This is a genomic window from Pseudobdellovibrionaceae bacterium, assembly GCA_023954155.1.
Taxonomy (GTDB): Bacteria; Bdellovibrionota; Bdellovibrionia; order Bdellovibrionales; family UBA1609; genus JAMLIO01.
In genome coordinates this window covers 247,573-273,462 of sequence record JAMLIO010000001.1, presented here as the reverse complement: position 1 = coordinate 273,462, position 25,890 = coordinate 247,573, and the positions used below count along the sequence as shown (strand labels likewise).

Genomic DNA, 25,890 nt, shown 5'->3' with positions numbered 1-25,890 from the left:
CTCTCAGCCTATTTTATGGACAGAATCTGTGTTTCTGTGTATTTGAATTACCTATGAAATCTATGAATTATGACATCATTGTAGTAGGAGCTGGGCATGCAGGTATAGAAGCCAGCTTAGTGGCCGCACGTCGTGGTCAGAAGGCCCTGCTTATCACTACTGATGCCTCCAAAATAGGTTTTATGAGTTGCAATCCTTCTATTGGGGGACTGGCTAAGGGGCACATGGTTCGAGAACTGGATGCTCTTGGTGGTGAGATGGGCCGCATAGCTGATAGTTCGACCATCCAATTTAAGCGTTTAAATATTAAAAAAGGACCTGCTGTTCGTGGTTCTAGGTCACAATGTGATAAAGATCTCTATTGTGCAAATGCAGGCCAAGTGATTCAGACCGAAGAAAACATTGATCTTTTAGAGGATGAAGCCAAATCACTGATACTTAACGGAAATGTATGTCAGGGTGTTACTCTTACTGATGGCAGTAAGATTTTTTCAAAAAAAGTGATTTTAACTACAGGCACCTTTATGAGAGGGGTCATGTACATTGGCCTTCAAAAGTTTGAAGGTGGAAGAGTTGGGGAAAAGGCCACCGTGGGCCTTTCTGATCAGTTGAACGATTTCGGATTTAAAGTCACAAGACTAAAAACAGGGACTCCTCCCCGCTTATTAAAGGAATCTATCAATTATGAAGGACTTACAGAAGAATGGGGAGACGACAAGTTTGTTCCATTTAGCTTATTTAGTCCTACAGAGATGGCGCTTCCAAAGGTGTCTTGTCATATTAGTTACACCAATGAACGTACTCATGAGATTATTAGAAGGAATTTAGATAAATCTCCAATGTTCACAGGTATGATTGATGGGATTGGTCCTAGATATTGTCCTAGTGTAGAAGATAAGATTACAAGATTTGCAGATAAGGACCGACACCAAACCTTTCTGGAGCCAGAAGGGCTAAATACAAACTCAGTTTATTTACAGGGGATATCCACTTCCCTACCTGAGGATGTTCAGTTAGAATTTTTAAAAACCATTCCTGGGCTTGAAAATGTTCGTTTAATTCGCCCTGGTTATGCTGTGGAATATGACTTTATTCAACCCACTCAGATTAAAAGTTCTTTAGAGACAAAGTTTATTTCGGGTTTATATTTAGCGGGACAAATCAATGGAACAAGTGGTTATGAAGAGGCTGCTGTCCAAGGATTTATGGCGGGTTTAAATGCCAGTCTTGCCATAGAAGATAAGGACCCTTTTGTTCTTAAAAGACATGAGGCTTATATTGGTGTTTTAGTTGATGATTTAACTACGAAAGGAACCCTTGAGCCTTACCGTATGCTCACCTCTAGAGCTGAATATCGCCTAATATTGCGTGAAGATAATACCTATGAAAGGTTGTATGATTACGGCTTGAAGTATGGTCTATATACTGAGGCACAAAAACGAAAAATTGATGAGCTCTTAAACGGTAGAAAGCAGTATAGAGAGTCATTAAAAGGTCATAAGCTTGTACCTAACGAAACCACACAGTCCTTTTTAGAATCCATACCCACAAAAAGACTTTTAAAACCTAGCAATTGCGAAGAGTTACTTCGTCGAACAGAAGTCACTAATGAAAATATAAAACATTTATCACTGTCTTTTCAGGTTTCTTCTGATATATATGAACCAGTGGAGATTGACATTAAATATGAGGGCTATATCAACAGAGAGTATGATAAGATAAAGAAGATGAGTAATTTGGAGGATCTAATCATTCCTGACTCTTTTAATTATACTCAATTACAGTCACTGTCTTCTGAAGAGAAAGAGAAATTGATGAGAATTCAACCCAGAACATTGGGACAGGCTTCTCGTATTAGCGGTGTCAATCCATCAGCCATTCAAGCTCTGATGATTCATTTGGATGGATAAGCTATGAGTCTTCAACAGGTTAAGGAATTTGCCAGTTTAATCGAAAAATTTAATAAGAAAATCAATTTGGTAAGCAGAAAAGATATTGCGAATCTCTGGTCAAGACATATTGAAGATGGACTACGCAGCCACAATGAGTATTTGAATAACTACAGACTACCCGATGAATATTCATTTTATGACCTTGGATCAGGCAACGGTATTCCAGGCATGATTTGGGCTATACTTTCACCTAGCAATCTGTTCTTTCTTGTAGATACAGACGAAAGAAAGTGTGAGTTTTTAAAGTATGCAAGCACAAAACTTGAGTTAAATAATGTTGTTATATTAAACCAAGATTTCGCTGCAATCACCCCGCCCCTTCCTTATGTATTTTTGAGCCGCGGACTTATGAGTATTCAGGAATTCCTGTCGTCCGAGTCTAAATTTAACGAATCTCCTGGATTTTTTATAAAAGGTTCCACGTGGAACAATGAAATCGGACACATCCCAGCCCACTATTTTGCCTATTCAGACTATTCTTTGGACGGGGATACTCAGAGATCGCTTGTGTATTATAAAGGAAAATCTGAAAAATAATGTTTCACGTGGAACAACTTCGCTTATGCTAAGTGTCTAATGTGGAATATCCTTTACTTGAATTGTTTCACGTGAAACAATTTTGAAGATCGGAGGCATAATGGCAAAGGTAATTTGTATTGCAAACCAAAAGGGCGGAGTGGGAAAAACGACTTCGTCAGTAAATATGGCGGCATGTTTAGCTGAAATGGGGAGAAAAGTTCTTCTCATTGATATGGACCCACAGGGGAATGCCTCGAGTGGTCTAGGAATTAAAAGACATGAGCAGGCTGAAAAAAATATTTATCATGTCCTTATTGGTGAGAAAAAAATCTCTGATTCTTTATTTCAAACATCACATAAAAACTTAGAAGTGATCCCAGCCAACCCAGACCTTGTTGGTGCTGAAATAGAACTTATAGATGTTCCAGAAAGAGAGTTTAGACTTAAAGAAGCTCTAGAATCTATTAAGTCAAAATACCATTATATTCTGATTGATTGCCCTCCTTCGTTAGGACTTTTGACCATTAACTCGATGACTGCTGCGGATAGCTTTATTGTTCCTCTACAATGTGAATACTTTGCTCTAGAGGGGTTGTCTCAGCTCCTAAATACTGCGGGGCTTCTAAAAAAGAAGCTTAACCCTAGACTAAAGATTGATGGCATTGCCCTTACTATGTTTGACACAAGAAATAACCTGTCGCATCAAGTTGTAACTGAGATTAAATCTCATTTTGGAGACAAGGTTTTCCAAACTATTATCCCTAGAAATGTAAGATTGAGTGAAGCCCCAAGCCATGGACAGTCCATCATAGCTTATGATCCAAAATCAGTAGGTGCTAAAAAGTATATGGCCTTAGCTCGTGAGTTGGATCAACGAAGCGTGAAAAGCAATGTGGCAAAAGAAAACATGGTAGGAGCTTAAGGTGGCAAACAAAAATACAGAACAAAGCACAGATACAAAAAATAACAAAAAAAGATTGGGACGTGGTTTGGGATCTTTACTCGGTGTGGGAGGAGCTTCTTTAGATGAAACAGAAGAGCTAGTTTCTGATACTTCAGAAAAGAAACAGGCCTCAAAAGAACCCCCTAAAGTCAAATCGGCTACAGAAGCCCCGAAAGTTGAAGTTCCAGATACAGAAAGAATCCATTGGGTGGCCGTGGAGAATCTTGAAGCCAACAAATATCAGCCTAGAAAAGTTTTTAATCCTCAACCCTTAGAAGATTTAGCGGCGAGTATTAAAGAAAAAGGAATCATGCAGCCTATAGTGGCACAAAGGCTTTCTGCAAATCGCTTTGAGATCATTGCTGGTGAACGAAGATGGAGAGCCGCTCAAAAGGCTGGACTAGTAAAGGTTCCAGTCATTTTAAAAGAGACAAACGAGAAGGATTCCTTAGAGTTAGCTCTTATTGAAAATATCCAAAGAGATGATTTAAACCCCATTGAAGAAGCTTTGGCGTACCAAATCCTTGTGGACAAACACAATATGACGCAAGCAGATGTGGCCGAAAAGGTGGGTAAAGATAGAGCTACAGTCACAAATACACTAAGACTTTTGAAGCTTTCTAGAGAAGTCCAGGATATGGTGGCTGCGGGCGATCTATCTATGGGACACGCCCGATGCTTAGTTGTGGTTGAAGATAAAGAACTGCAAAAAAAGTTAGCAAAAAAATGTTTGGATCTGAGCCTCAGTGTAAGGTCCACAGAGAAGCTTGTTAAAACAACTCTAGAAGGTAAGCCTTCAGATGTAGAAGTGGAGACAAGCGAAACTAGAGCGCTACAGGCCCTTTCTAAGGAAATCCAGCGCAATACAGGTGCAAAAACTAAAATTCAGTATAAAAATGGAAGAGGCCAACTGACATTGCAATTTTATAATAAAGAGCAATTTGAAGGTCTGATCAAAAAGTTTAGAGAATGGAATTAACAACATGGAAATGAACACAGTCAAAAAAAGATCAGAAGAGGAGCATGAGATCGGTGAGGTCTCTGCCATTTTAGGCCCTGGAACACAATTTGAGGGTAAGTTATCCTTTGAGGGTACGGTAAGAATCTCGGGTGAATTTAAGGGCGAGATTTATACAAATGATATTTTGGTTATCGATCAGACTGCTGACATAGAGGGTCAAATCGAAGCCGATGAGGTCATCATTTCTGGTTACGTCAAAGGGAATATCTACGCAAAGTCAAAGGTCACAATGTACCCACCCGCACACTTTACTGGAACAGTCACAAGTCCTTCGCTAAGCATTGCCGATGGAGTCGTGTTTGAGGGTGCTTCATATATGCCGCAGACCTCTTAAAATCATTGACCGCTATTGATCTCAATGATAGCCATTTTCCTAAAAAAAGGAAAACCTCAAAATGTTAGAAACCATCGTATCGGCACTTGGTATCAACAGTACTTTATTCGTACAGTTAGGTATCTATCTATTTGCGTATGTTTTGCTGTACTATATTGCGTTTAAGCCTTACTTTTTAGCTTCTGAAGAAAGAAAAAAAATGACATCTGGAAGTTCTGACATCATGAAACGCTCCCATGAGCTCATCCAGCAATCCGAAGAGAAGTTCCAAAAAAGAGCTCGCCAAATCAATGAAGAAGTTTCTTTCATGTTCAATGAACAGAGATCCATGGCATCCAAAGAAGTAGAAAAAATCCAAAAAGACGCTTTGGAAAAAGCTAAAGATATTTCTGCCCAAACGCAACAGCAAATATCCCTACAGTTGGAGCAAGCAGCGGGTGTTTTAAATCAAACTTCAAGCGAAGTGTCTCAAGTCATTGTTAAGCAAATATTAAATAGCAGGGGAGGAGCCCAATAATGTATTCAGGAGTTTATCCAAGGCTATTATTTGTAACATTGATGCTAGTAGGTTCCACAGCGATGCCTGCAGGTGGAGGACATCATCATGATGGTTCGATCCCTTGGGACTTGGTGGCGGCTCAGACATTTAACTTTTTATTGTTCGTGGGAATTATAGTTTTTATCATTAAAAAATATCTAGTGCCTGTATTTCCAGTTTACAGACAAAAGTTCATTGAAGAGTCTACTAAAGCAGAAAGAGAAATGGCGGAAGTAGAAAAGAAGCGCAAAGAGATCGAAGATCGTCTAAGCAAGCTTGAAACGACGTACTCTTCAAGACTTGAGCAGGCTAAAAGAGAATCTGTTGAATATAAAAATAATTTGATCCAAGAGGCGAAACGATCTGCGGAAAAGACGGTCAAAGATGCTTCAGAGAACGCATTAGCCGCATTTAAGAGTACAGAGCGACAATTCAAAATGATGGTTTTAGAAAAGGCCCTTTCAAGAGCTAAAGAAGACCTTCCAAAAGAAATTGGAGAAAACGAAATTCAACGGCTGCACAACGAATTCTTGGAAGAGATTAGGGTGAATCCATGAGCAAAGACTTTGTTTATCAATACGCTAAGGCCTTGTTTGATTTAGGTGAAAACTTAGATATCAAAACAAAATATTTAAAAGAACTTAGAGTTTTAAGTGAAGTTTTATCTTCTTCAGATGTTGAAAACTTCCTTTTATCAAGACAAGTGTCTTTGGCAGATAAGATTAAAATTTTGGATAAAACTCTAGAGCAGATCAAAGCAAGCAAAGATGTTGTGAATACATTAAAGATGCTTACAGAGAGAAATAAAATTACATACCTACCTGAAATCACATCTTCTTATGAGTCATTGAACGATGAGGCCAATGGGGTCGTAAGAGGTACGGTAAAATCATCCTACATTCTAAGCCCAGCACAAAGAAGTGCCATTGAGTCTAAGATTCAAGGAGTATTGAATAAAAAAGTGATTTTGACTTACGTGGAAGACAAGAAGGTCATCGGTGGAATTAAGGCTCAGGTGGGAAGTTATACATTCGATGATACATTTGAAACGCATTTAAAAAAATTAAAAGACCAAATCAATAGGAGTGCTAACTAATGGAAATACGCGCTGATGAAATTAGTAGAATATTAAAGGACGAAATCAAGAACTACGGCAAAACCGTAGAAGTAAGTGAGTCAGGAACTGTATTAACAATTGGTGACGGTGTTGCCAAAGTTTTTGGTCTTGAAAATGCAATGGCTGGTGAGCTTGTTGAATTTGAAAGTGGCGTTAAAGGGATGGTTCTTAACCTAGAGAATTCAGCAGTAGGTATTGTGGTTCTAGGTGAAGACAGAGGAATTAAAGAAGGTGATTCTGTTAAAAGAACAGCTAAGATCGTTCAAGTACCAGTCGGTAATGGCCTTTTAGGTCGTGTTGTGGACGTTTTAGGTAACCCACTTGATGGCAAAGGTCCAATTCAAGCCACAGAGTTCAGAGCGATTGAAATCAAAGCTCCAGGTATTATTAAAAGACAACCAGTGGGAGAACCTCTTCAAACAGGTATTAAAGCTATTGATTCTATGATTCCTATTGGTCGTGGACAAAGGGAATTGATCATTGGTGACAGACAGACTGGTAAAACAGCCATCGCCATTGACACAATCATTAACCAAGGTGACCAAAACGTAAAATGCTTTTACGTAGCTATTGGTCAAAAACAATCTACCATCGCACAAGTGGTTGAAAAATTAAGAGCCACAGGTGCTTTAGAGTACACAACTGTTATTGTGGCTTCAGCGTCTCATCCTGCACCATTGCAGTACCTAGCTCCGTATGCAGGGGTGTCTATGGCTGAGTATTACAGAGACAATGGTCAACATGCGTTGATTGTATATGATGACTTAACTAAACAAGCTCAAGCTTACAGACAGTTATCACTACTTTTAAGACGTCCTCCTGGTCGTGAAGCCTTCCCTGGAGATGTATTCTATATTCACTCAAGACTTTTAGAGCGTGCGGCAAAAATGAGTGAAGCTGACGGTGGTGGTTCATTAACAGCTTTACCTATTATTGAAACACAAGCGGGTGATATTTCTGCTTACGTACCCACGAACGTGATTTCAATTACAGATGGACAAATATTCTTGGAATCAGACTTATTCCACAAAGGGATCAGACCTGCAGTGAACGTAGGTAAATCAGTATCTCGTGTGGGTGGTGCTGCACAAATTAAAGGGATGAAACAAGTTGCGGGGACTTTGAAATTGGACCTTGCACAGTTCAGAGACCTTGAAGCATTTGCTGCGTTTGCATCAGACCTAGATGCGGCTTCGCAAAGACAGTTGTCTAGAGGTCGTAAGCTGGTTGAGATTTTAAAACAACCCCAGTACTCTCCTTACAAAGTGGAAGAGCAAATTGTACTTATCTATGCTGCGGTTAAAGGCTATTTGGATAATGTGACTGAGACAGATGTGAATCGTTATGAAAAAGAATTCATCGAATTCTTGTCACAAAAGTACAGTGATGTTCAAAAGAATATTGTTAGCGAAAAGAAAATCTCTGATGCAACTGAAGCTAAATTGGTAGAAGCCATTAAAGAATTTAACGCTGTTTTTAGACCTACAAACGCTTAATTTAAGGAACGGTATCAGTGGCAAATTTAAAGGATATTAAAGGCAGAATCGAGAGTGTAAAGAACACTCAACAGATTACAAAAGCCATGAAAATGGTTTCTGCTGCTAAACTAAAAAAAGCCCAAGACAATATTATAAATTGTCGCCCGTATGCCTATAAAATTTTGAATCTGATCAATGACATTGCTTCTACAAACGGTGTGGAACACCCGCTTATAGAAACAGGGGAAAGGCCCAAAGAAAAACTATTATTTGTTGTACTAACAAGTGATAGAGGACTTTGTGGTGGGTTCAACAACAACTTGGCAAGATGGGCATTAAAAAAATACGATGAAATTGCACCGAACTACAAACAGGTCGATTTCTATTTTATCGGGAAAAAAGCCGCCGCTTTTTTCAAAAACAGAAAAATTGAAGCTGTAGCAACATTAGAAAATCTAGCAAAAGACATTTCGTACTCTCTTGCTAGCGACGTGGCAGAAGATCTTTTAACGAAGTATCAAGCGGGCGATTATGACGAAGTTCAGCTTGTGTATAACGAATTTAAATCAGCAATTGCGCAAGAGATCGTGCAAGAGACATTATTGCCTCTAGCAGTCGCAGCAGAAGAAGGAACGGACGAGATTACAGATATTATCTTTGAACCTTCTCCTGCTGAAATGTTGGATCAGCTGCTTAAGAAGCACTTCGCTGTTCAAATTTACAGAGTCATGTCTGAGAGTATTGCTGCTGAACATGCGGCACGTATGACGGCTATGGAAAATGCAACTAAAAATGCTGCTGAAATGATTTATAAACTTACTTTAACGTATAACAAAGTAAGACAAGCTAATATTACAACTGAATTGATTGAAATCACTTCTGGTGCGGAAGCGCTCCAAGGGTAATTATACTGAAGGAGAAAGGGTTTAAAAATGCAAACAGGAAAAATTAAACAAGTAATGGGACCAGTGGTTGACGTTGAGTTTGGTAGCGGTGAGCTTCCACCCATCTACACAGCTCTAAGAGCAACAAACACAACAATTAACAGTGAAAAATTTAACCTTGTATTAGAGGTGGCACAGCATCTGGGTGATGGTGTGGTCAGAACGATTTCTATGGATAGCACAGATGGACTTGTTCGTGGAACTGAAGTTCAAAACACAGGTGATATGATCACAGCTCCTGTAGGTGCAGAAGTGTTGGGCCGTATTATTAACGTTACTGGTGATCCAGTAGATGGTGGACCTGCGATTCCTGCTAAAGAAAGATGGGTTATTCATAGAGAAGCTCCTACTTTTGATCAACAATCTACACAAGCTGAAATGCTTATGACAGGTATTAAAGTAGTGGACCTTTTAGCTCCTTATGCAAAAGGGGGAAAGATCGGTCTCTTTGGTGGTGCGGGTGTTGGTAAAACCGTATTGATTCAAGAGTTGATTCGTAACATTGCGACTGAGCATGGTGGTTATTCTGTGTTTGCGGGTGTGGGAGAAAGAACTCGTGAAGGTACAGATCTTTGGTTAGAAATGAAAGAGTCTGGCGTTATTGATAAGACAGCACTAGTTTATGGTCAGATGAACGAGCCTCCAGGTGCCAGAGCGCGTGTGGCTTTAACAGGATTAACCATTGCAGAATATTTCCGTGACAAAGAGAACCAAGACGTTCTTTTCTTCGTGGATAACATCTTCCGTTTCACACAAGCTGGTGCTGAAGTGTCTGCGTTATTAGGTCGTATTCCTTCAGCTGTGGGTTATCAGCCTACATTAGGTACAGAGATGGGATCTCTACAAGAGCGTATTACCTCAACTAAAAAAGGTTCTATTACTTCTGTGCAAGCGATTTACGTTCCTGCGGATGACTATACTGATCCTGCTCCTGCAACAACATTCACTCACTTGGATGCAACAACAAACTTAGATCGTGATATTGCAGCTCTTGGTATTTATCCTGCGGTTCACCCTCTTAACTCCACATCAAGAATTTTGGATCCACAAGTTGTGGGTGATGATCACTACAAAACAGCACGTGATGTTCAGGCTTTACTTCAAAGATATAAAGAACTTCAGGATATCATTGCGATTTTAGGTATGGACGAATTATCAGAGTCAGATAAGCTTGTTGTGGGTCGTGCCCGTAAAGTTCAAAGATTCTTATCTCAACCTTTCTTTGTGGCCGAAGTTTTCACAGGTTTAAAAGGGAAATACGTAGATATTAAAGACACTGTTAAAGGATTTAGAGAAATCCTTGATGGTAAACATGACAGCGTTCCAGAGCAGGCGTTCTATCTAGTTGGAACTATTGAAGACGTTTTAGAGAAAGCAAAAACTTTATAGTTTATTAAAGGACAGTCATGAGCTTAAAACTATCTATTGTCACACCCGTTAAGAAAGTAGTTACAGACTTAGAAATCGAGTCTGTAACCATTCCTGCTTATAAAGGTGAGGTTACTATCTTGGATCAACATGCCTCTTTAATTACAACTCTTGAGTCAGGTGTTTTATCTTATAAAGCCAAAGGCAGTACAGAAGAGCAAAGAATTTCTGTAAGCTGGGGTTATTGTGAGATTCTAGGAGGAGAGATCTCTGTCCTTGCAGAAACAGCTGAGACCAAGAACGAAGTCGATACGGAAAGAGCAAAGTTGGCCATTGAGAAGTCAATAGAGGCCATGGCTCAAACAGAAGATGTTGAAGTCATCGAGAAGTACAACCGTAAACTTAAGAGAGCAGAAGCGCGTTTAAATCTGTAACTATTGACCTCAGTGCAATATAAAAAACTTCAAAAAATATTTTTTAATATCTGTTCAAATTTAGTAGATAAAAGGGACCGTAAAGAGTCCCTTTTTTCATGTCCACTTTAAAGACAAACTTTCCAAGCCGTTTGCTATTATCTAATCATTGGAGCGTTGTTGTCATTCACTGTTGAGTGACTAAGGCATAAGAGGAATTGATATTTTTAATCTCTTTTTCTATCCATTTCCAAATATTTTTATTCACACCATAAATGTTCATTTTTTTAGAAGGAAGTTCATGAGTTAATAGAGGGTCAGTGGTGTTAATAAGAACAAGGTGAGGAAGAATATCCTTAGGAACGGTTTTTAGGCGCTTATTAGAAGTGTCCCCAGAGACATGGAAAAAACAAAGATTCTTTTTGCAATGTTGTAATTGTGCATTCCAGTTTTCCATAGAAAGAGGGATAAATTTACCTTTATCAAAGACACTTTTAAATTCTGTGGCAAAGGCATTAGAAAAGGTAAAAAGATAATTGGCTTTATTTGATTTTGTAAACTCAGCAATCTCTTCAAATAAGCTTTTAGGCACTTTTTGGAAATGCAGTTGGCTGATTTTGGTTTGTAAGGTGTAGATCTTTGCTAGGCTACGCTTGATATTTTCCATATCAAAGTTGTCATTTGTAGGTTTAAGCCTAAGTTTAGTTTTTAAAATTCTTTCGAGTTTGCTATTTATAAATTGCTCGCTCATTTTTCCTGTTTTAATGGCGTTTAGAACGGCATTATAAGCAACATGTTGATTTTTTCTGGACCAAACAACCAGCACTTGATCATGACCAGCATTTAAGGAATCTACAACCTTTTGAGCAAGGTCCAAATCTTTATTCTTAAAAAAGATCATGTCGAGATCATCTGTGAAAACAAGTCCATCATGTTGAAAAGTGTCACTAAGTTTAGACACAATGGGTTTAGAAAAAGTAGTGAGTTCACCAGTAGGGTCTAGGGCTTCAACGCTCATGTGTGAAGTCATCACACCAATTTGAGGCGTGGAATGGATGATCGTTTTGAAAGGCAAGAGGTCCTTTGTTGTCAGCTCTTCTAAAGAAGCCATCTTTCTTACGATTTCCTTGTGACTGTCTTCATGTACCCTGCCATGACCAGGAAAGTGCTTTAATACAGACAGCACGCGTGCAGAGTGAATGCCAGAAATAAAAGGCTGGACCATTTTGACAACTTCTTCGGGAGAGGAACCAAAAGAACGTTCTCCGATAAAGCTGAACTTCTCTTCAGAACGTAAATCAACAACGGGAGCAAAGTTGACATCAAAGCCGATACTTTTGAGGTAACGTCCTGTCCATAAACCAAGCTGATAGGCAAGACTTGGGTCTTGGGTCTTTCCAATACTGAGTGCACTTGGAAAAAAATGTGAAGGTCCTACGCGCACAACGTCTCCACCCTCGTGATCAACCATAAATAAAGGCTCTAAATAAGGTTTTTGTTTATAGTGTCCTTTAATTCCTTGAATAAGTTGGGCTACACTTTGAGGAGATCTGCCATTTCTAGAAAAGAATAAGAGTCCACCAGGCTGTGTGCTGTCTAGGAATTGTTTTAATGAAGCATCATAGGTCTGTTGTTTAAAGCCAAATACAAAAAGCTGCCCGACCTTTTGTTCCAGTGTCATCTCTTGGATTATCTTTTCCACATCAGATTGAGCCCAAGAAGTAGGGGCAAAAAATAAAAATTGAATAAACAGTAAGCTACTATATAATTTAACCATGGTGGGAATTAAGCGCTTCATACTTCTACATATCGTGATAAATGCTTTTTTTATTAGCTGGACCTACGCCAAGAATGTAAAAGAGGATCATGATGAGAGTGAAAATTGGGTAAAGGTCGAGAAGCAATTTATTGTAGACGATGAAAAAGACTCTAAAAAAAGCAGATTCCTTTCTTTTAAAGAACGAAGACCGTCATGGGGATTTAGAATTGCTTTATCACTGGAAAAATCTGAATCAGATATAAATTACCCAGTTTCTACGCTGCAAAAAGCCAAGATTAAATCCAAATCGATGGATTTTGGATTACAAACTATGGCTAGTTATAACTTACCTCTGATCTCGGTGGGTGCAGGTATCAACCTAGGTCTGTATAATTTTAAAGGTGGGGTTAAAGCATTAAAAACAGGTGCTGATTTACATGCTATTGCTGATGGAATATTTAACAATCCTTATGTGGCGCCCTACGGAAAAATAGGAATAGGTAGATATTCGTTTGAAAATCCCAGTTCAAGTGATGTGCTTAAACATGATTCTAAACTTTCTTTTTACTATACCTTGGGCGGGCTATTGCTTTTAGATTGGTTACAAAAAACCATGTCTATGGAGGCGTTCTATAACTATGGTCTAGAAGGAAGTTTTATCTTTTTTGAAATGGAAGATTTCCCAAGCCTTGCTTCTGCAAAAAGTAGTCTTTTTCCAGATAAATTTAAAACCAGAAGCTTTAAAGTAGGACTGCATCTTGTTTTCTAACTTTCAGGTTTGCAAGAGATTCGTTTCTGAACTCTTTATAAGAAATTGATTTCATCGTAAATTCTTGGCCAAGTGATCTCATTCATTCGGATCAGAAGTCGATCATCAGGCAGTAATTTGTATTTTTTATTTTCTTGTCGTGTAAGAGCAAGAATTCTATCAATAGACATGGTTGTCGAAGTATCAAATTTAAGACTAAGATTTTTGGGCCCAGAACCGACCTCTTTGATTCCTTTGTCTTTACAGATTTTTTTCACAAGCATCATCATAAATAAATTAAGAACGGCATCTGGTAGTGTGCCATATTGGTCTCGCATTTCCTCTTCAATTTGATCAATCTCTTCTGGTGATTCAATAGTGGACAGTGCTTTATAAAAGGAGAGTCGCATTCTAATATCTGGAATATAATCGCTAGGAATCAATGCAGGTAAAGAAATATTGATTTCAGGGTCAAGATGAGTGTTTAATTTTTTACCCTGAACCTCCGCTACTGCTTGTTGTAGAAGTTCCATATATAAATCATACCCTACAACATTCACATGACCAGATTGATCTTCGCCAAGTAGATTTCCTGCGCCACGCAGCTCAAGGTCGTAATGTGCAATACGTATTCCACTTCCAAGAGCTGTATTTTCTTGTAGAATTTTAAGGCGCTCTAAAGCATCTTTTTCAATTTGACGTCCTTTGGGTATGATCAAATAGCAATACGCTTTATTTTTACTTCGACCTACGCGGCCCCTAAGTTGATACAACTGGCTCAGACCGAACTGTTGAGCTTGATCAATAAACATGGTGTTTGCATTTGGAATGTCCACGCCAGATTCAATGATGGTGGTTGAAAGTAAAACATCGATTTCATGGTTAAAAAAAGCCAGCATGACTTTTTCCAATTCATGTTCGGCCATTTGACCATGTCCCACCGCAATTCTTACATCAGGCATAAGGTTTCTAAGTTCGTCATATATGCCATAAATACTTTGTACGCGGTTGTGAACATAGTAAACCTGCCCACCCCGTTGAATTTCTGAGTAAATGGCTTTTTTAATAATTTCAGGATTATATTTAGTAACGAAGGTACGTGTAGGTTGTCGGTCGATGGGTGCTGTGGTGATTAAACTTAAGTCTCTGAGTCCCATAAGACCCATATTCAATGTGCGTGGAATAGGTGTTGCAGAAAGAATTAGGGTGTCCACCTCGGTTTTGAGTTTTCTAATTTTTTCTTTATGTTTTACGCCGAATTTCTGTTCTTCATCACAGATGAGTAAACCTAAATTTTTGAATTCAACATCTTGGCTCAATAGCCTATGAGTGCCCACAACAAGATCAACTTCGCCAGTCTTAAGCAGCCTGAGTGTCTCTTTGACTTCTTTGGGTGAAACAAAACGATTGAGACTTTTAATGTTAAAACCCCAATGAGCAAGGCGTTTTTTAAAAGATCGAAAATGTTGAAAGGTCAAAACAGTAGTAGGGGCAAGGACAGCTACTTGTTTACCAGACAATAAAACTTGAAAAGCAGCTCTCATGGCAACTTCGGTTTTACCAAAACCGACATCTCCGCATACCAGTCGATCCATAGGTTTATCTGTTAATAAGTCAGAACGAATGTCGTGGATGGCCTTAATTTGGTCCTCTGTTTCGTCAAAAGGAAATTCGTTTTCAAATGCAAAAAGATCAGAATCTGTAATTTTATAAGGTGATCTTTTTTTAAGGCTTCTTTCTGCATACATCTGGAGCAGATCATTTGCTACATCTCGAATATGGTTTTTGACTTTGATCTTGGCCTTTTCCCATGTACTACCACCAAGTTTATCTAGGAGTGTTTCATTGTGAGGACCATTATAAAGTTTAATTTGATTGATACGATGGACGGGTAAGTAGAGTTTGTCTTTATCTTTGTACCTGATTTCCAAAAACTCAGAAGTGACACCCTGTATATCCATGATTTTAAGGCCTTCAAAGCAACCTAATCCGTGTTGAATGTGGACTAAAAAATCACCAGATTTGATCTCACCAAATCGTATCGCATCGAGTTTTTTGAAATAGTCGGCACTGCTATTTTGTGATGATCTTGAAATGGTTTTTCCGAATAGATCTTTGAATCTTAAAAGAATTAAATTTTCTTCATTGAGTTTAAGTGTATCCAAACAAGGTTCTTTAGTGATGAAAATCGAAGGGGCATCATTATGCAAAGAGGTTTGGATAGCTTCATGAATGTTTAAGCCTTTAGTGTACTCTTGTTCTATACCTGCACACAGTTGCTCTGCTCTTTGGAAGGCGAAATCTTGAGGAGCTGAGATGATCAAATTAAACCCTTGTTGCTTCCAGTTTTGGAATTGTGAGGCTAAAAATATTTGTAAATCCTTAAAGTTGCCTTTTAAAGCACGAATCTTAGCTAAGGACTCTTTAAGTGTAGTACAGGAATATTTAATAAGGTGATCTTCATCTGTGGCTTCAATTTCTTCGAGGTCTTTAAGCAAAATTTCATCCAATAAAAAGGTATGTTTCTCTGGAAGGATGTCAGCAGATTTAATAGAGTACAGGTCCTCAACTTTAGGGTGGATCAAACTTTCAAGGTCATTCTGGTACTCTTGCTGTAGAGACTCTAGGGCAACTTGCCATTTGTTAAGAAGAATCTCCTTATTAGGAAGCCAACATATTAAATGTTGGGGAAAAAAATCTTTAGCCAAAGAAAACTTGTCCCAAAAGCCTTTTAAAAAGAACTCTTGTCCAACAAAATCTCTTTGATTTCTGATAGCAAATTGAGTTTGTTCCAGATCTTCTTTAGCAACTTTACGATCTGAGGTGACAGCATTTAAATACTTAAACAGTGAAGAGGGGTTTTCTGTTGTGTAAAAGGTTTCTTTTGCTGGGATAAGAGTGAAGCAAGAAAGCTCTTTAGTTTCAGACCTTTGTGTTTCTACATTAAAGTACCTAAAAGTATGAATTTCATCTCCGAACAGTTCGATTCGTATAGGAAGAGTGTGTGCAGGTGAAAAAATGTCGAGGATTCCACCTTTCATACTGTATTGACCAGGTTGTTCTACAATGCTTACAGAGCGATAACCTAAAAGTGTTAAAAATTCTTGAATAGGATCGGGGAGTTCTTCCCCCACTTTGAAGTTATAAGTGTTTTGATCCAAGTGATCTTTAGGAAGAGTCTTAAGACTTAAAGCAGTCATTGTGGTTACGTAAATGGAGTAATCACTAGATGCCGTAGAAATATGATGTAAAAATCGTAAACGCTGAGAAGAAAGATCGCTTCTTGGTGAAAGCCCAGAGTAGGGGCTGACATCAAAGTCAGGTAAGTACAGACAATTGAGGTTTTGAGACTCAAGATATTGCACCAATGTGCGGGCTTCGTGGTCCTCTTCAACCAAAAGGAGATGTTTGTAGCCAGGGATAAACTGAGGATTGCTTTTGAGTAATAGAGTCAATGGGACCAAAGAGGATGTGCCCTCGATTTGCTTATAGGTCCAATCTTTTTTCTCTAAATTCTTTGTAATCAGTTGTTCAAAAACAAGTGAGGAACTCATAAAAACCACTAAACGCATCTATACGACTTTGGTCAAAATAGAAGAGGTTCGACGCAATGCAATCCTAGGATCAAAGTTAAAGAAGTTTAAGAGTCCTTAACTTGTTCATTGCAGCTTTATACCCGACGTTAGCGATCTTTTCTAAATTTTTGCTGTTAAGGCTGAGATGATCGGCAAAAAACATCTCGTGGTCCTGTGGACTGGGGTGAATATAAATGTACTGAGCATCCAAGTTAATTTTTGTAGAATCCACGATCTTATTGATCAGCTCGGATTGCTTTTGTTGAGGGACATTATGTTCTTTAAAGTGGGTGGTTAAAATCTCAATGATGGAACGAATAGTATTTTGTGATTCTTGGTAATGCTCAACCTTTTGATGAATCACTTGATAAATCGCCTGGTTGATAATCATGGGTATGCCATATTGGTTTAAGCTGCCCATTTCAGTATTCAACTCATAGGGACTCATTGAATAGGAGGCAATGACTAGGTCAGCACCCTGTTCAGTGGCTACGTGAGTACTCATAGTGTCCCTGATCTCCCCATCAAAAAAGTAGGTGGGTGGGGTATTTTCATTGTCTTTATCTAGTTTGATTCCATAAGGGGCAAAAACTGCAGGAAGAGCTGAGGAGCTGGCAATGGCTTCAGAGATGGTAGCGTGAGAGATATAGTCGGCATGCTTATCCCCTTTAAAATGGGTGTCTATCTCTGGCCCAAAGATCGCTTTTTTGGGGTGGTCTAGGTAGGTTGCAATGATGAACAATCTAGACTCTAACTCATTAAAATTATTAGTTTTTAAAGCTTTTTCACGAAAGTACTTCTCTAAGTTTTGGGTGGAGAAGAGTCCATTCACTTTTACACCACGTTTGATCAGCACTTCAAGGCCACCCGTCACACCTAGTTTATTTGAAAAGAAGGCAGGTAAAAACCATCTGGGCAGAGCTTCTTTTATGGGTACAGAAAAGAGGTCGCGGTACCCCATGGGAGAAAGGTCGTGGTCTTTTTGTTTGAGCTTGGATTGTGGCAGAAGCTCAGTCAGGCCCGAACCCAAGGTAAAGGCATAGATGATGTCTTCCAGTGAATAGCCAGAGGCTAGGAAGCTAGCCACAATAGAGCCCGCACTTGAGCCTACAAAGGTTTTAAATCGAATACCTTGCCTACCCTGGTTGTCCTCATCACTGCCAAAGATAAAGCCTCTCTGTTGCATAGCCAGACAGACGCCAATATGAAAGGCTGCGGCCTTTGTGCCGCCTCCACTGAGTACTAATGCAGGTGATTTATAGGATTTAACAGTCACAACTTTATGATAAGGACACAAAACGGCATCCGCAAACCAAAGAAATTAAGACGCATTAGGACAATACCTAGGCCATTGATTAGTCATTCATCTGGACTTTAGGTTATAAATATAGTTGAAAGTCCTGATTATTCACCAAGGGTATTTACCATATCAGGGTGGTGAGTTAGATTTGATTATGCAAGAGGGAGGATGTTTGGATAACTTAAACTGGATACCATTAGCTGACTATTCGGCGAAATACAAAGTGAGTATCTCAACATTAAGAAGACGCATTAAAAATGAGCAAATTGAATATGCGTTTGATAATGGAAAGTACTTTCTTCCAGATTTAAATATCAGAAACATCTCGAAAGCTAACAAATCTTTTTCGCAAGCCGCCCCCCCCAAGGCAAGCCCTAAGTTGAGTCATCAAGATGAGGGTTTGCAACTAGGCCAACATTTCTTCGGAAAAGATTTTTTAGAATCCTTAGAGGAGTCTTTTGAAGAGCCGAATGGAACAGAAGCACACGATGCTTTTGTTTCATCCTTCTCGTTCCCAACTCAGCAAGAAACCCTAAAGAGTGCGGCTCATAACATGTCTCCTATGCCTGCCATAGACGATGAAGAGCCACGCAGATCAGAGACCTCAGAGTCTATGAAAGAAGTTTTAGACCACATGACCAAGGAACTCAAAAAGGCTTACTCTGCTATTCTACAAGAAAAAGAAGAGCAGTTGTTTCTTTTAAAAGAACAGGTTGTGGATTTAAAAACTCTTGTAAACATACTTGAATCCGAAAATAAAAGGTTACTCGAGCAGCAAGAAGAGATGACGATACTTCCACATGTGATTCGAGAAAAAGTACAGTTCTAACTTTCATTCTTAAATACAAAACAACAAAAAATGGTTTAGAGGTTTGAGCCACTGTGACCAGTGGCCTTCATTTCTGAGGGAAAGAGAAGAGACAACTTTGGGCAGATCCTGTCTACACCTTCAACACCGTTTTTTATAAAGATTCCCATATATAGGTAAAAGGGCAATATCTTTGGCCTTAAGCTTGCAATCTCAATGAAACACATTTTTTGGAGAACCCGAGATGCAAACCTTTCTAACTTTTTTGGCCATGTTTGTTTTTGTCACCCATTCCGCTTCTGCCCAAGTGGTTTTTAAAAATCCATACTTAGAAAAAATACTAATGACCAGCAGTGAAGTAGATGAGCTGTTGGAAGAGTGCACAAATATGGATGATCTGAAGGCACTGACCCTCAATAAGGACCATACTGACCCCTCTAAAGGGACTTTCACTTACTATTATAGACACATGATCAATGATCCTCGAGCTACAACAATTGTTTTTTTACCTGGTGGACCTGGGGGCGGTTCAATGACTGGTGTTACGGATGAAGCGAATCATCTTTTTGCTGATGAGAGTATGAATACCAAGCAGTTTAACTATATTTGGATTGATCCACGAGGGACAGATTGCAATATTTTTGCAAAGGGTGACTTTCCTGAAAGTGCAGTGACAAGCGAACAGACAGCCTTAGATATCATCGAAGTTATCGTGAAGGAAAATATTAAAAACTATATTATATATGGTGAATCATACGGAACTTTACTAGGTACTATTCTAGCTTCACAGATCAACAAAAAATCTATGCCACAACCGAAGGCTGTAGTTCTGGAAGGAACATTAGCAGAAGCCTATTCTAAGGGAAGTGGTTATGCGCAAAGCTTTGCCGATAAAGCGAATTTACTTTTAGACAGACACCCTGAATTAGCAAAATTACTATTGGACAATGACAATCTTCCATTAAACGGTACCTCTGAAGGATGGGCGAATTTCTTGGCTAATATACCGCCTGAAGGTTTAAATGGAGGTGAAGACGAATATTCATTTGCATATTATTGGCAAAAGCTATTAGAGATAGTACACAGTTTAAGAACGGGTAGCGATTTGCCAGAAGATATTGACAGTATTGTTGAAGAAGTCAGTGACAGCAATGAAATGCAAGAATCAGCAGAGTATGCTAAAGACGCCGAACTTATAAACTATATTGAAACAGCACTTGTCTGTAAGGAAATATCACCAGAAGTGATATACAAGTATCTTAATTTTGATCTTGTAAATGGGCGAGTTGTCTTTAAAGAAAATCCACTATTTCCTGATATGTGTCTGGGATATACAGACAAAAAGTTGTATTCCAGCAAAAACTATCCTTTTAATATTCCTACAATTTATATACAAGGCGACCTTGATCCTCAAACTGAAATTAAAGGCGCCAAAGAACATTATAAAAGTAACAAAAGTACGAAGAAAGTTTTTATTGAGGTGAAAGACGGTGGACATGCGCCACGAGCTATAGAGATGAAAGGTTGTTTTGACAAGTTTTTACGAGTTATAGATCAAGATCCAAATCTGGATTTTTCAAAAATCCTAGATTCTAAAGGCCACTGCTTGTAAGATAAAACAAAAAAAGACCCTTACGTGGGTCTTTTTTAAGGGTCTCTAAAATTTAGTATATTTAATTTGGCAAAGAAATCCTATGCCACCAAACTTTTTGCTTTTTCTGTTGGGGACTCGATACCTTTACTGTCCTTATCCTTAGTGAGAAGTGCAATTTGTAGCACTTCATCAATATTATCCACCAAAATAAAGTTTAGCTTCTTTTTAAATTCAGTTGGAATATCCTCAAGGTCTTTTTTGTTGGCAATAGGAATGATGACGTTTTTGATTCCTTGATTTAATGCCGCAAGAGCCTTTTCACGAATTCCGCCTACAGGCAGTACTCTACCAGTTAAAGTCAGTTCTCCTGTCATAGCAAGGTCCATTCTTACAGGAGTGTCTGTGATCAAACTAATAAGAGCCGTAGCTAAAGTGACACCTGCAGAAGGACCGTCTTTAGGGATAGCACCAGCAGGTAAATGTATATGCACTTGATGGTTTTCAAACCAGTCAGGATCAATTCCTAAAATGTCATAGTGGGCTCTGGCATAAGAAAGAGCAGCAGTCGCAGATTCTTTCATCACATCACCGAGCTGTCCTGTCAGAGTCAATCCCCCTTTGCCTTTCATGGCAAGAGTTTCAACATACAGAATTTCTCCACCAGCTTGAGTCCATGCAAGGCCTGTTACAACCCCAACACGATCTTCTTTAATGCGTGCATCTTTAATAAAGCGAGGAGGGCCCATCAATTCATAAACTTTATTTTCTGTTACTTTTATTTTTTCAACTTGTTTAGTCACAATAAGCTTTGCAACTTTACGGCACACAGAACCAATTTCTCTTTCAAGGTTTCTTAATCCTGCTTCGCGAGTGTAGCCAGAAATTAAAGCTTTGATTCCTTCGTCAGTAAAGGTGACTTGATCTTCGTTAAGTCCATTTTGTTCTCTTTGTCTTTGAACAAGGTGGGTTTTAGAGATAAGTAGCTTATCATTTTCTGTATAACCAGGAATATGAATCATCTCCATACGATCACGAAGGGCTGCGGGGATATTTTCAACAACGTTTGCCGTTGCAATAAAGAGCACTTCAGAAAGATCAAAGTCATGGTTGATGTAGTTGTCCCTGAAGGCAAAGTTTTGTTCAGGGTCTAACACCTCAAGCATTGCAGCACTTGGATCACCTCTGAAATCAGAGCCTAATTTATCAATTTCATCTAAAACAATAACAGGGTTTTTGGTTTTAGCTTGTTTCATGGCTTGGATGATTTTGCCAGGCATTGCTCCCACATAAGTTCTTCTATGGCCACGAATTTCTGCTTCATCTTTTAAACCACCAAGAGCCACTCTTTGGTATTCTCTTCCCATAGCTCTGGCAACACTGCGGCCAAGAGAAGTTTTACCCACACCAGGAGGGCCCGCAAGACATAGGATTGGTCCTTTGATTTCAGATTTTAGACTTCTCACAGCTAAGAACTCTAGAATACGATCCTTAACTTTTTTAAGTTCATAGTGATCAGCGTCTAAAACTTCTTGAGCATGATTCACATCAAGGTTGTCTTCTGTCTTTTTACTCCATGGAATGTCAACCATCCAATCTAGATAATTTCTAAGCATAGAAGATTCACTAGAGTCAGGGTGCATGCGTTCAAGTCTGTTAAGCTGTTTTGTGACATCTTCTTCAACTTTAGGAGGCATTCCTGCATCTTTAATTTTATTTTTTAAGTCCTCGAGTTCATCAGCTTTTTGATCTTGAGTTTCACCGAGTTCATTTTTAATAGCTCTCATCTGTTCGCGTAAAAAATATTCGCGTTGTGAACGAGACATGCCTTCATTAGATCGGTTTTTAATCTCGTGCTTCATAACCTCAAGTTCATGAGATAACAATTCATCCACCAGATAGAGTCGTTCAACAGGGTCGATAATTTCTAAGATTCTTTGGCTGTCGTTGACACTTAGACCAATGTTACCTGCAATGCGATCTGCAAGCAGCCCAGGCTTTTTTTCGTCATCTAAAATTAAAAGTAAATCAGGTGAAAGCAGTTTACCTAAGCCAATGATCTTTTCTACTTTGTCACGAACAGAGCGCATAAGGCTTTCGCACTCAGGTGTGAGTTGTTCTGGCTCGGCTGTTTCAACGGGTTGAATTTGAGCTTCAAAATAAGGGTCTGTACTTACAAAGTCATTGATGACCGCACGAGACACGCCACTGATTAAGATTTTAAGCCTGCCATCAGAGAGTTTTTTCATTTTTCTAATTTCAGCGACAATACCCACTCTGTAAATTGAATTACTTGATGGAGCTTCTTCGCTGGCTTCAACCTGTGAAGCAAGAAAGATCAGTCGATCTTGTCTGGATAAAGACTTGTCTACGGCTTTAATTGAAGAATCGCGTCCCACAAATAAAGCAAGAGACATAAAGGGATAAATCACCATATCTCTAACTGGTAATAGTGGTAACACCTCTGGAATTGCAGCATCTTTGTTGTTAGAACTCATTCGGCCTCCGTTGCAGTTTCTTCTGGGCATCCCAGCCCGTAAGACTTTATCGGAGGCTCATAAGATTTCTACACGGTTTAGACCTCTATCAAGGTCTAAAAATACCTCTAAATCCCTAAGAATTTAGAAGGTATCGGTGTTGATAATGGAACCGCCTTGCACTTTTAAGCTGAACACAGGTCGATTGACAACGCGGGAAGGGTCCATGGAAAGAGGGCCTAAACAGCCTTCGATACTTGGTAAAGTCTCAAGACTTTCCTTAAATTGCACACGGTTAGTGGACCCTCTTCTGAGCGCAGTTCTAAAAATTCGAGCCGAATCATATCCCAACACTGTGAAAGCATTAGGTTCGCGGCCATTTAAGGCTTGGGACAAAGATCGAGTGCAGGAGTTAGCAGGCCAAGAGTTTTCAGGAGGAAGTGAATCAATAAAAACTGAACCTTCTACCTGTTGAGGTGCTCTTCGTACTAACTCTGGACTATTCCAGAGGTGAGTCCCAATGAGAGGAATTTCTTCCACATCAAAATAGGCCAGTGTTGCAGCAACTAAGGCTCCATTTTTTGCAGAATCAGCGATAAAAAGAGCATCAAAATCAATCACGGGTGGAAGAAGCTCATCTACACTGGGTGGATTGAGTCGGCGAGCGCGCGGATTTTGAGCTTTCCACGCTTCTAGTTTTTGTTTGTATTCAGCCTCACGTCCTTCGGCAGAGTAAACTTGGATCAGTTTACGGATGGCTTGGTTTAAGGACCCGCGGTCATTAAGATCATAAGATTCGACGTGCTGAACTTCTTTGCCATTGTCTGTAAGAACTTGGATAAAGGCCTCAGCATAGGTTTCACCAAAATTGTCAGCAGATTTTAAAACAGCAATACGATGATATTTGCCTTCTTTTAACACCATCTCTGCACTTTTTCTTGCAGCGGTTTTGAGGGTGAAGGCGTTTTGAAAAGTGTAATCATGATTTTCAACTAATCCAGCTTTAGGAGTTAAAGCTAAAAAGGGAACACCGAATTTTGAAGTGACCTCGACAATAGCTTCAGCATCAGCAGCAGTCACACCACCAATAACACCCATAACACGATCTTCAAAGATAGCCTGTTGAGCTAGAGCCTGTGCTTTTGTGGAGGAGGCCTCCGTGTCCTTGATAATAAGTTTTATATCAGATCCCATTCCACCAACAGATGTTTGTAAACCTCTTAAGACGTTTTCACCGATAGCTTTTCTGGATCCAGTTAGAGGGACAAGAACGGCAATGGTGTTGCGCTTGATGTCTGTATAAACAGCTGAATATCTTTTAAGGTCTTGAATCTGAAGGCGTGCAGGATCATTGGGCTTTAGTAAAGTAAGTGCCTTGTCAAAAAGTTGGTAAGCTTGAGTGATGTTTCCTTCATAAAAATAAGATTTACCTAATTCAACATAAGCCAGACCGTGGTAATCGGCCATTGAAGGATCGTTCACTATTTTAGCTAATTGTTGTCGGTTCAGTCTAATGCTAATGAGATTTTGAGTGACATCTCTAGCCTCAGCAATTTCAGATTCTTTTGTGGCATTTTTGATTACAAAATCTGCCGTTTCTAATGCCTGAGCGTACTGTTCTTGTTGAATCAAAAGTGGGTATTTCAGTCTTTGAAAGATCACTCTGTCTTTAATTGCAAGGTTGGGCTGTTGTAATCCAAGGTCAATATACTGGATGGCAAGGCCAGCATTTCCTCGAGCTTTATAAATTTGCGCAACTCTAAATATTGCAAAACTTCTCTTGGGGTAATCGTAGTTACTATTGATGATACGTAAGTAAGCCTTTGTGGCTTCTTCTTGCCGACCCTCACGTTCTAATAAGCGTCCCATGAGGATGAGAGCATCAAAATAAGTTTCGGTTTCACTACGTGATTTGGCAATGTCATCAAGAATAAGTAAGGCTGTTTTGGGATCAGAGTTAGCGATAGCATCTTGAGCTTTCTTAAGTTGAATAGCCTCTTGTGCGTTTGGTCCTTTGCTTTTCTGAGTAGGTGTCACTTTTTTAACTTGAAACTCGGGGGCGGTCACACAACTTGTTAATAAGCCTAAAAAGATAAATATGGATAATATTTTCAAAGGTCACCTCTTAATTTTGGATAAAGATAATTCGTATTTTTTGATTAAAGGAGAAGATTTGAGGGAGATTTTCTCGATCCATTGTTTTTCTTCCTCAGTAAAGTCCGTGGGAACATCAATCAGGATGCGAACCAGTTGGTCACCCTTACCAAAGCCTTCCACTCTAGGATAGCCACGGTTTTTTAGTCGTAAAACTTTTCCTGTTGTTGTATTGGGCGAGAGAGTCACCTTTGCAATTCCATATAAAGTAGGAACAGTTTTTTCACAGCCAAAGATGCTTTCTTTTAAAGTTATGGGCAGATCCATTTTGATATTCCGTCCATCTTTTGAGAATAAGGGGTGAGGTTCAATATTGATAAACACATAAAGATCGCCAGGAAGATCTTTGCCATTGCGCGAACCTTCACCTTTGATGCGTAGTTTTTGCCCTTCCTTTATCCCTGCAGGCACTTTTACAGCAAGTTTTACGACTTCCTTTTGTTGATGAAAATCCAGACGTGCATAATGAATAGTTTTGGTTGCTCCATTGGCAGCTTCTTCTAATGAAACAGTCAGAGAATACTTTAGGTGTAATGAGGCATTACTAGCCTCTCCTCTTTTTTGTGGTGGAGGTGGAGGATTCTTCGGTGTGGGCTCCTGTTTGTTTTTAACAAAAGGATTAGGAGCCTCTTGGGTTTTTTCTTGGGTGAGATTGCCATCATAGTTATCCGTAATGTAATCGTAGGCGGCGGTAATTTCTCGAAATCTTTCAAGAGCTTTAGCGTTGCCAGGGTTCATGTCTGGATGATATTTCTTGGCTAATACACGATAGGCCTTCTTGACTTCGTCAACAGTACGAGTCTGAGAAGAAAGTTCTAACAAACCTAAAGCCTTCTTTAAATTCAAATGCT

Annotated in this window: 21 protein-coding genes; 15 read left to right on the top strand and 6 right to left on the bottom strand. The window is 39.2% G+C overall.

The features are described 5' to 3' along the window. Window positions 1-53: 53 nt before the first annotated feature. The 12 genes from mnmG (at window position 54) to atpC (ending at window position 10,648) form a co-directional block, all read left to right on the top strand. Complete coding sequence (gene mnmG, locus M9899_01190; GenBank protein ID MCO5112769.1) at window positions 54-1,910, top strand: tRNA uridine-5-carboxymethylaminomethyl(34) synthesis enzyme MnmG; 1,857 nt, start codon at window positions 54-56, stop codon at window positions 1,908-1,910. A gap of 3 nt (window positions 1,911-1,913) precedes the next feature. Continuing rightward, entirely contained in the window at window positions 1,914-2,489 is a 576-nt protein-coding gene (locus M9899_01185) for a class I SAM-dependent methyltransferase (protein MCO5112768.1), read from the top strand. Window positions 2,490-2,589: 100 nt separating this feature from the next. Continuing rightward, a complete protein-coding gene (locus M9899_01180) occupies window positions 2,590-3,393 on the top strand; it encodes an AAA family ATPase (protein ID MCO5112767.1) in 804 nt (267 codons plus the stop codon). A gap of 1 nt (window position 3,394) precedes the next feature. Further along, the gene (locus M9899_01175) at window positions 3,395-4,393 is read left to right on the top strand and encodes a ParB/RepB/Spo0J family partition protein (protein ID MCO5112766.1); all 999 of its coding nucleotides are present in this window, start codon (window positions 3,395-3,397) and stop codon (window positions 4,391-4,393) included. Window positions 4,394-4,397: 4 nt separating this feature from the next. Beyond that, window positions 4,398-4,769: a polymer-forming cytoskeletal protein gene (locus M9899_01170; GenBank protein ID MCO5112765.1), complete on the top strand. Its 372-nt coding sequence runs from the start codon at window positions 4,398-4,400 to the stop codon at window positions 4,767-4,769. 61 nt (window positions 4,770-4,830) lie between these two features. Further along, a complete protein-coding gene (locus M9899_01165) occupies window positions 4,831-5,286 on the top strand; it encodes an ATP synthase F0 subunit B (protein ID MCO5112764.1) in 456 nt (151 codons plus the stop codon). Next, window positions 5,286-5,864 (top strand): hypothetical protein, encoded by a 579-nt coding sequence (locus tag M9899_01160; protein MCO5112763.1) that lies wholly within the window; start codon window positions 5,286-5,288, stop codon window positions 5,862-5,864. The genes M9899_01165 and M9899_01160 overlap by 1 nt, the downstream gene beginning before the upstream one ends. Beyond that, the gene (atpH, locus tag M9899_01155; protein MCO5112762.1) at window positions 5,861-6,403 is read left to right on the top strand and encodes an ATP synthase F1 subunit delta; all 543 of its coding nucleotides are present in this window, start codon (window positions 5,861-5,863) and stop codon (window positions 6,401-6,403) included. Before M9899_01160 ends, atpH begins: the two co-directional genes overlap by 4 nt. Then, the gene (gene atpA / locus M9899_01150; protein MCO5112761.1) at window positions 6,403-7,920 is read left to right on the top strand and encodes a F0F1 ATP synthase subunit alpha; all 1,518 of its coding nucleotides are present in this window, start codon (window positions 6,403-6,405) and stop codon (window positions 7,918-7,920) included. The genes atpH and atpA overlap by 1 nt, the downstream gene beginning before the upstream one ends. A 17-nt stretch (window positions 7,921-7,937) precedes the next feature. After that, complete coding sequence (gene atpG / locus M9899_01145) at window positions 7,938-8,807, top strand: ATP synthase F1 subunit gamma (GenBank protein MCO5112760.1); 870 nt, start codon at window positions 7,938-7,940, stop codon at window positions 8,805-8,807. A 27-nt stretch (window positions 8,808-8,834) separates the two neighbouring features. Next, complete coding sequence (gene atpD, locus M9899_01140) at window positions 8,835-10,235, top strand: F0F1 ATP synthase subunit beta (GenBank protein ID MCO5112759.1); 1,401 nt, start codon at window positions 8,835-8,837, stop codon at window positions 10,233-10,235. A gap of 17 nt (window positions 10,236-10,252) precedes the next feature. Next, window positions 10,253-10,648 carry an ATP synthase F1 subunit epsilon gene (atpC, locus tag M9899_01135; protein ID MCO5112758.1) on the top strand — a complete coding sequence of 132 codons (396 nt, stop codon included), beginning with the start codon at window positions 10,253-10,255 and terminating at the stop codon, window positions 10,646-10,648. 166 nt (window positions 10,649-10,814) lie between these two features. On the opposite strand, the gene M9899_01130 is transcribed toward atpC, so the two are convergent. Further along, window positions 10,815-12,425 carry a hypothetical protein gene (locus M9899_01130; GenBank protein MCO5112757.1) on the bottom strand — a complete coding sequence of 537 codons (1,611 nt, stop codon included), beginning with the start codon at window positions 12,423-12,425 and terminating at the stop codon, window positions 10,815-10,817. Here M9899_01130 and M9899_01125 point away from each other — a divergent pair. Then, window positions 12,403-13,155 (top strand): hypothetical protein, encoded by a 753-nt coding sequence (locus M9899_01125; protein MCO5112756.1) that lies wholly within the window; start codon window positions 12,403-12,405, stop codon window positions 13,153-13,155. The genes M9899_01130 and M9899_01125 overlap by 23 nt on opposite strands. A gap of 35 nt (window positions 13,156-13,190) precedes the next feature. On the opposite strand, the gene mfd is transcribed toward M9899_01125, so the two are convergent. Beyond that, on the bottom strand, window positions 13,191-16,688 hold the full coding sequence (gene mfd, locus M9899_01120) for a transcription-repair coupling factor (GenBank protein MCO5112755.1): 3,498 nt from the start codon (window positions 16,686-16,688) through the stop codon (window positions 13,191-13,193). A 76-nt stretch (window positions 16,689-16,764) separates the two neighbouring features. Next, window positions 16,765-18,006 (bottom strand): patatin-like phospholipase family protein, encoded by a 1,242-nt coding sequence (locus tag M9899_01115; protein ID MCO5112754.1) that lies wholly within the window; start codon window positions 18,004-18,006, stop codon window positions 16,765-16,767. Window positions 18,007-18,181: 175 nt separating this feature from the next. Here M9899_01115 and M9899_01110 point away from each other — a divergent pair, with 175 nt between their 5' ends. Beyond that, window positions 18,182-18,838, top strand: a complete 657-nt coding sequence (locus tag M9899_01110) for a hypothetical protein (protein ID MCO5112753.1) — start codon at window positions 18,182-18,184, stop codon at window positions 18,836-18,838. Window positions 18,839-19,061: 223 nt separating this feature from the next. After that, complete coding sequence (locus M9899_01105) at window positions 19,062-20,429, top strand: hypothetical protein (protein ID MCO5112752.1); 1,368 nt, start codon at window positions 19,062-19,064, stop codon at window positions 20,427-20,429. An 80-nt stretch (window positions 20,430-20,509) separates the two neighbouring features. On the opposite strand, the gene lon is transcribed toward M9899_01105, so the two are convergent. The 3 genes from lon to M9899_01090 all read right to left on the bottom strand — a co-directional run bounded on the left by lon (window position 20,510) and on the right by M9899_01090 (window position 25,885). Further along, complete coding sequence (lon, locus tag M9899_01100) at window positions 20,510-22,906, bottom strand: endopeptidase La (protein ID MCO5112751.1); 2,397 nt, start codon at window positions 22,904-22,906, stop codon at window positions 20,510-20,512. Between the two features lie 123 nt (window positions 22,907-23,029). Next, complete coding sequence (locus M9899_01095) at window positions 23,030-25,000, bottom strand: penicillin-binding protein activator (protein MCO5112750.1); 1,971 nt, start codon at window positions 24,998-25,000, stop codon at window positions 23,030-23,032. 3 nt (window positions 25,001-25,003) lie between these two features. Beyond that, on the bottom strand, window positions 25,004-25,885 hold the full coding sequence (locus M9899_01090; GenBank protein MCO5112749.1) for a DnaJ domain-containing protein: 882 nt from the start codon (window positions 25,883-25,885) through the stop codon (window positions 25,004-25,006). Between the last annotated feature and the right edge of the window lie 5 nt (window positions 25,886-25,890).

Bases quoted from the DNA above. Each gene is read 5' to 3' on its own strand.
- mnmG (MCO5112769.1), top strand. From the start codon at position 54: ATGAAATCTATGAATTATGACATCATTGTAGTAGGAGCTGGGCATGCA.
- M9899_01185 (MCO5112768.1), top strand. From the start codon at position 1,914: ATGAGTCTTCAACAGGTTAAGGAATTTGCCAGTTTAATCGAAAAATTT.
- M9899_01180 (MCO5112767.1), top strand. From the start codon at position 2,590: ATGGCAAAGGTAATTTGTATTGCAAACCAAAAGGGCGGAGTGGGAAAA.
- M9899_01170 (MCO5112765.1), top strand. From the start codon at position 4,398: ATGGAAATGAACACAGTCAAAAAAAGATCAGAAGAGGAGCATGAGATC.
- M9899_01165 (MCO5112764.1), top strand. From the start codon at position 4,831: ATGTTAGAAACCATCGTATCGGCACTTGGTATCAACAGTACTTTATTC.
- M9899_01160 (MCO5112763.1), top strand. From the start codon at position 5,286: ATGTATTCAGGAGTTTATCCAAGGCTATTATTTGTAACATTGATGCTA.
- atpH (MCO5112762.1), top strand. From the start codon at position 5,861: ATGAGCAAAGACTTTGTTTATCAATACGCTAAGGCCTTGTTTGATTTA.
- atpA (MCO5112761.1), top strand. From the start codon at position 6,403: ATGGAAATACGCGCTGATGAAATTAGTAGAATATTAAAGGACGAAATC.
- atpD (MCO5112759.1), top strand. From the start codon at position 8,835: ATGCAAACAGGAAAAATTAAACAAGTAATGGGACCAGTGGTTGACGTT.
- atpC (MCO5112758.1), top strand. From the start codon at position 10,253: ATGAGCTTAAAACTATCTATTGTCACACCCGTTAAGAAAGTAGTTACA.
- M9899_01125 (MCO5112756.1), top strand. From the start codon at position 12,403: ATGGTGGGAATTAAGCGCTTCATACTTCTACATATCGTGATAAATGCT.
- M9899_01130 (MCO5112757.1), bottom strand. From the start codon at position 12,425: ATGAAGCGCTTAATTCCCACCATGGTTAAATTATATAGTAGCTTACTG.
- mfd (MCO5112755.1), bottom strand. From the start codon at position 16,688: ATGAGTTCCTCACTTGTTTTTGAACAACTGATTACAAAGAATTTAGAG.
- M9899_01105 (MCO5112752.1), top strand. From the start codon at position 19,062: ATGCAAACCTTTCTAACTTTTTTGGCCATGTTTGTTTTTGTCACCCAT.
- lon (MCO5112751.1), bottom strand. From the start codon at position 22,906: ATGAGTTCTAACAACAAAGATGCTGCAATTCCAGAGGTGTTACCACTA.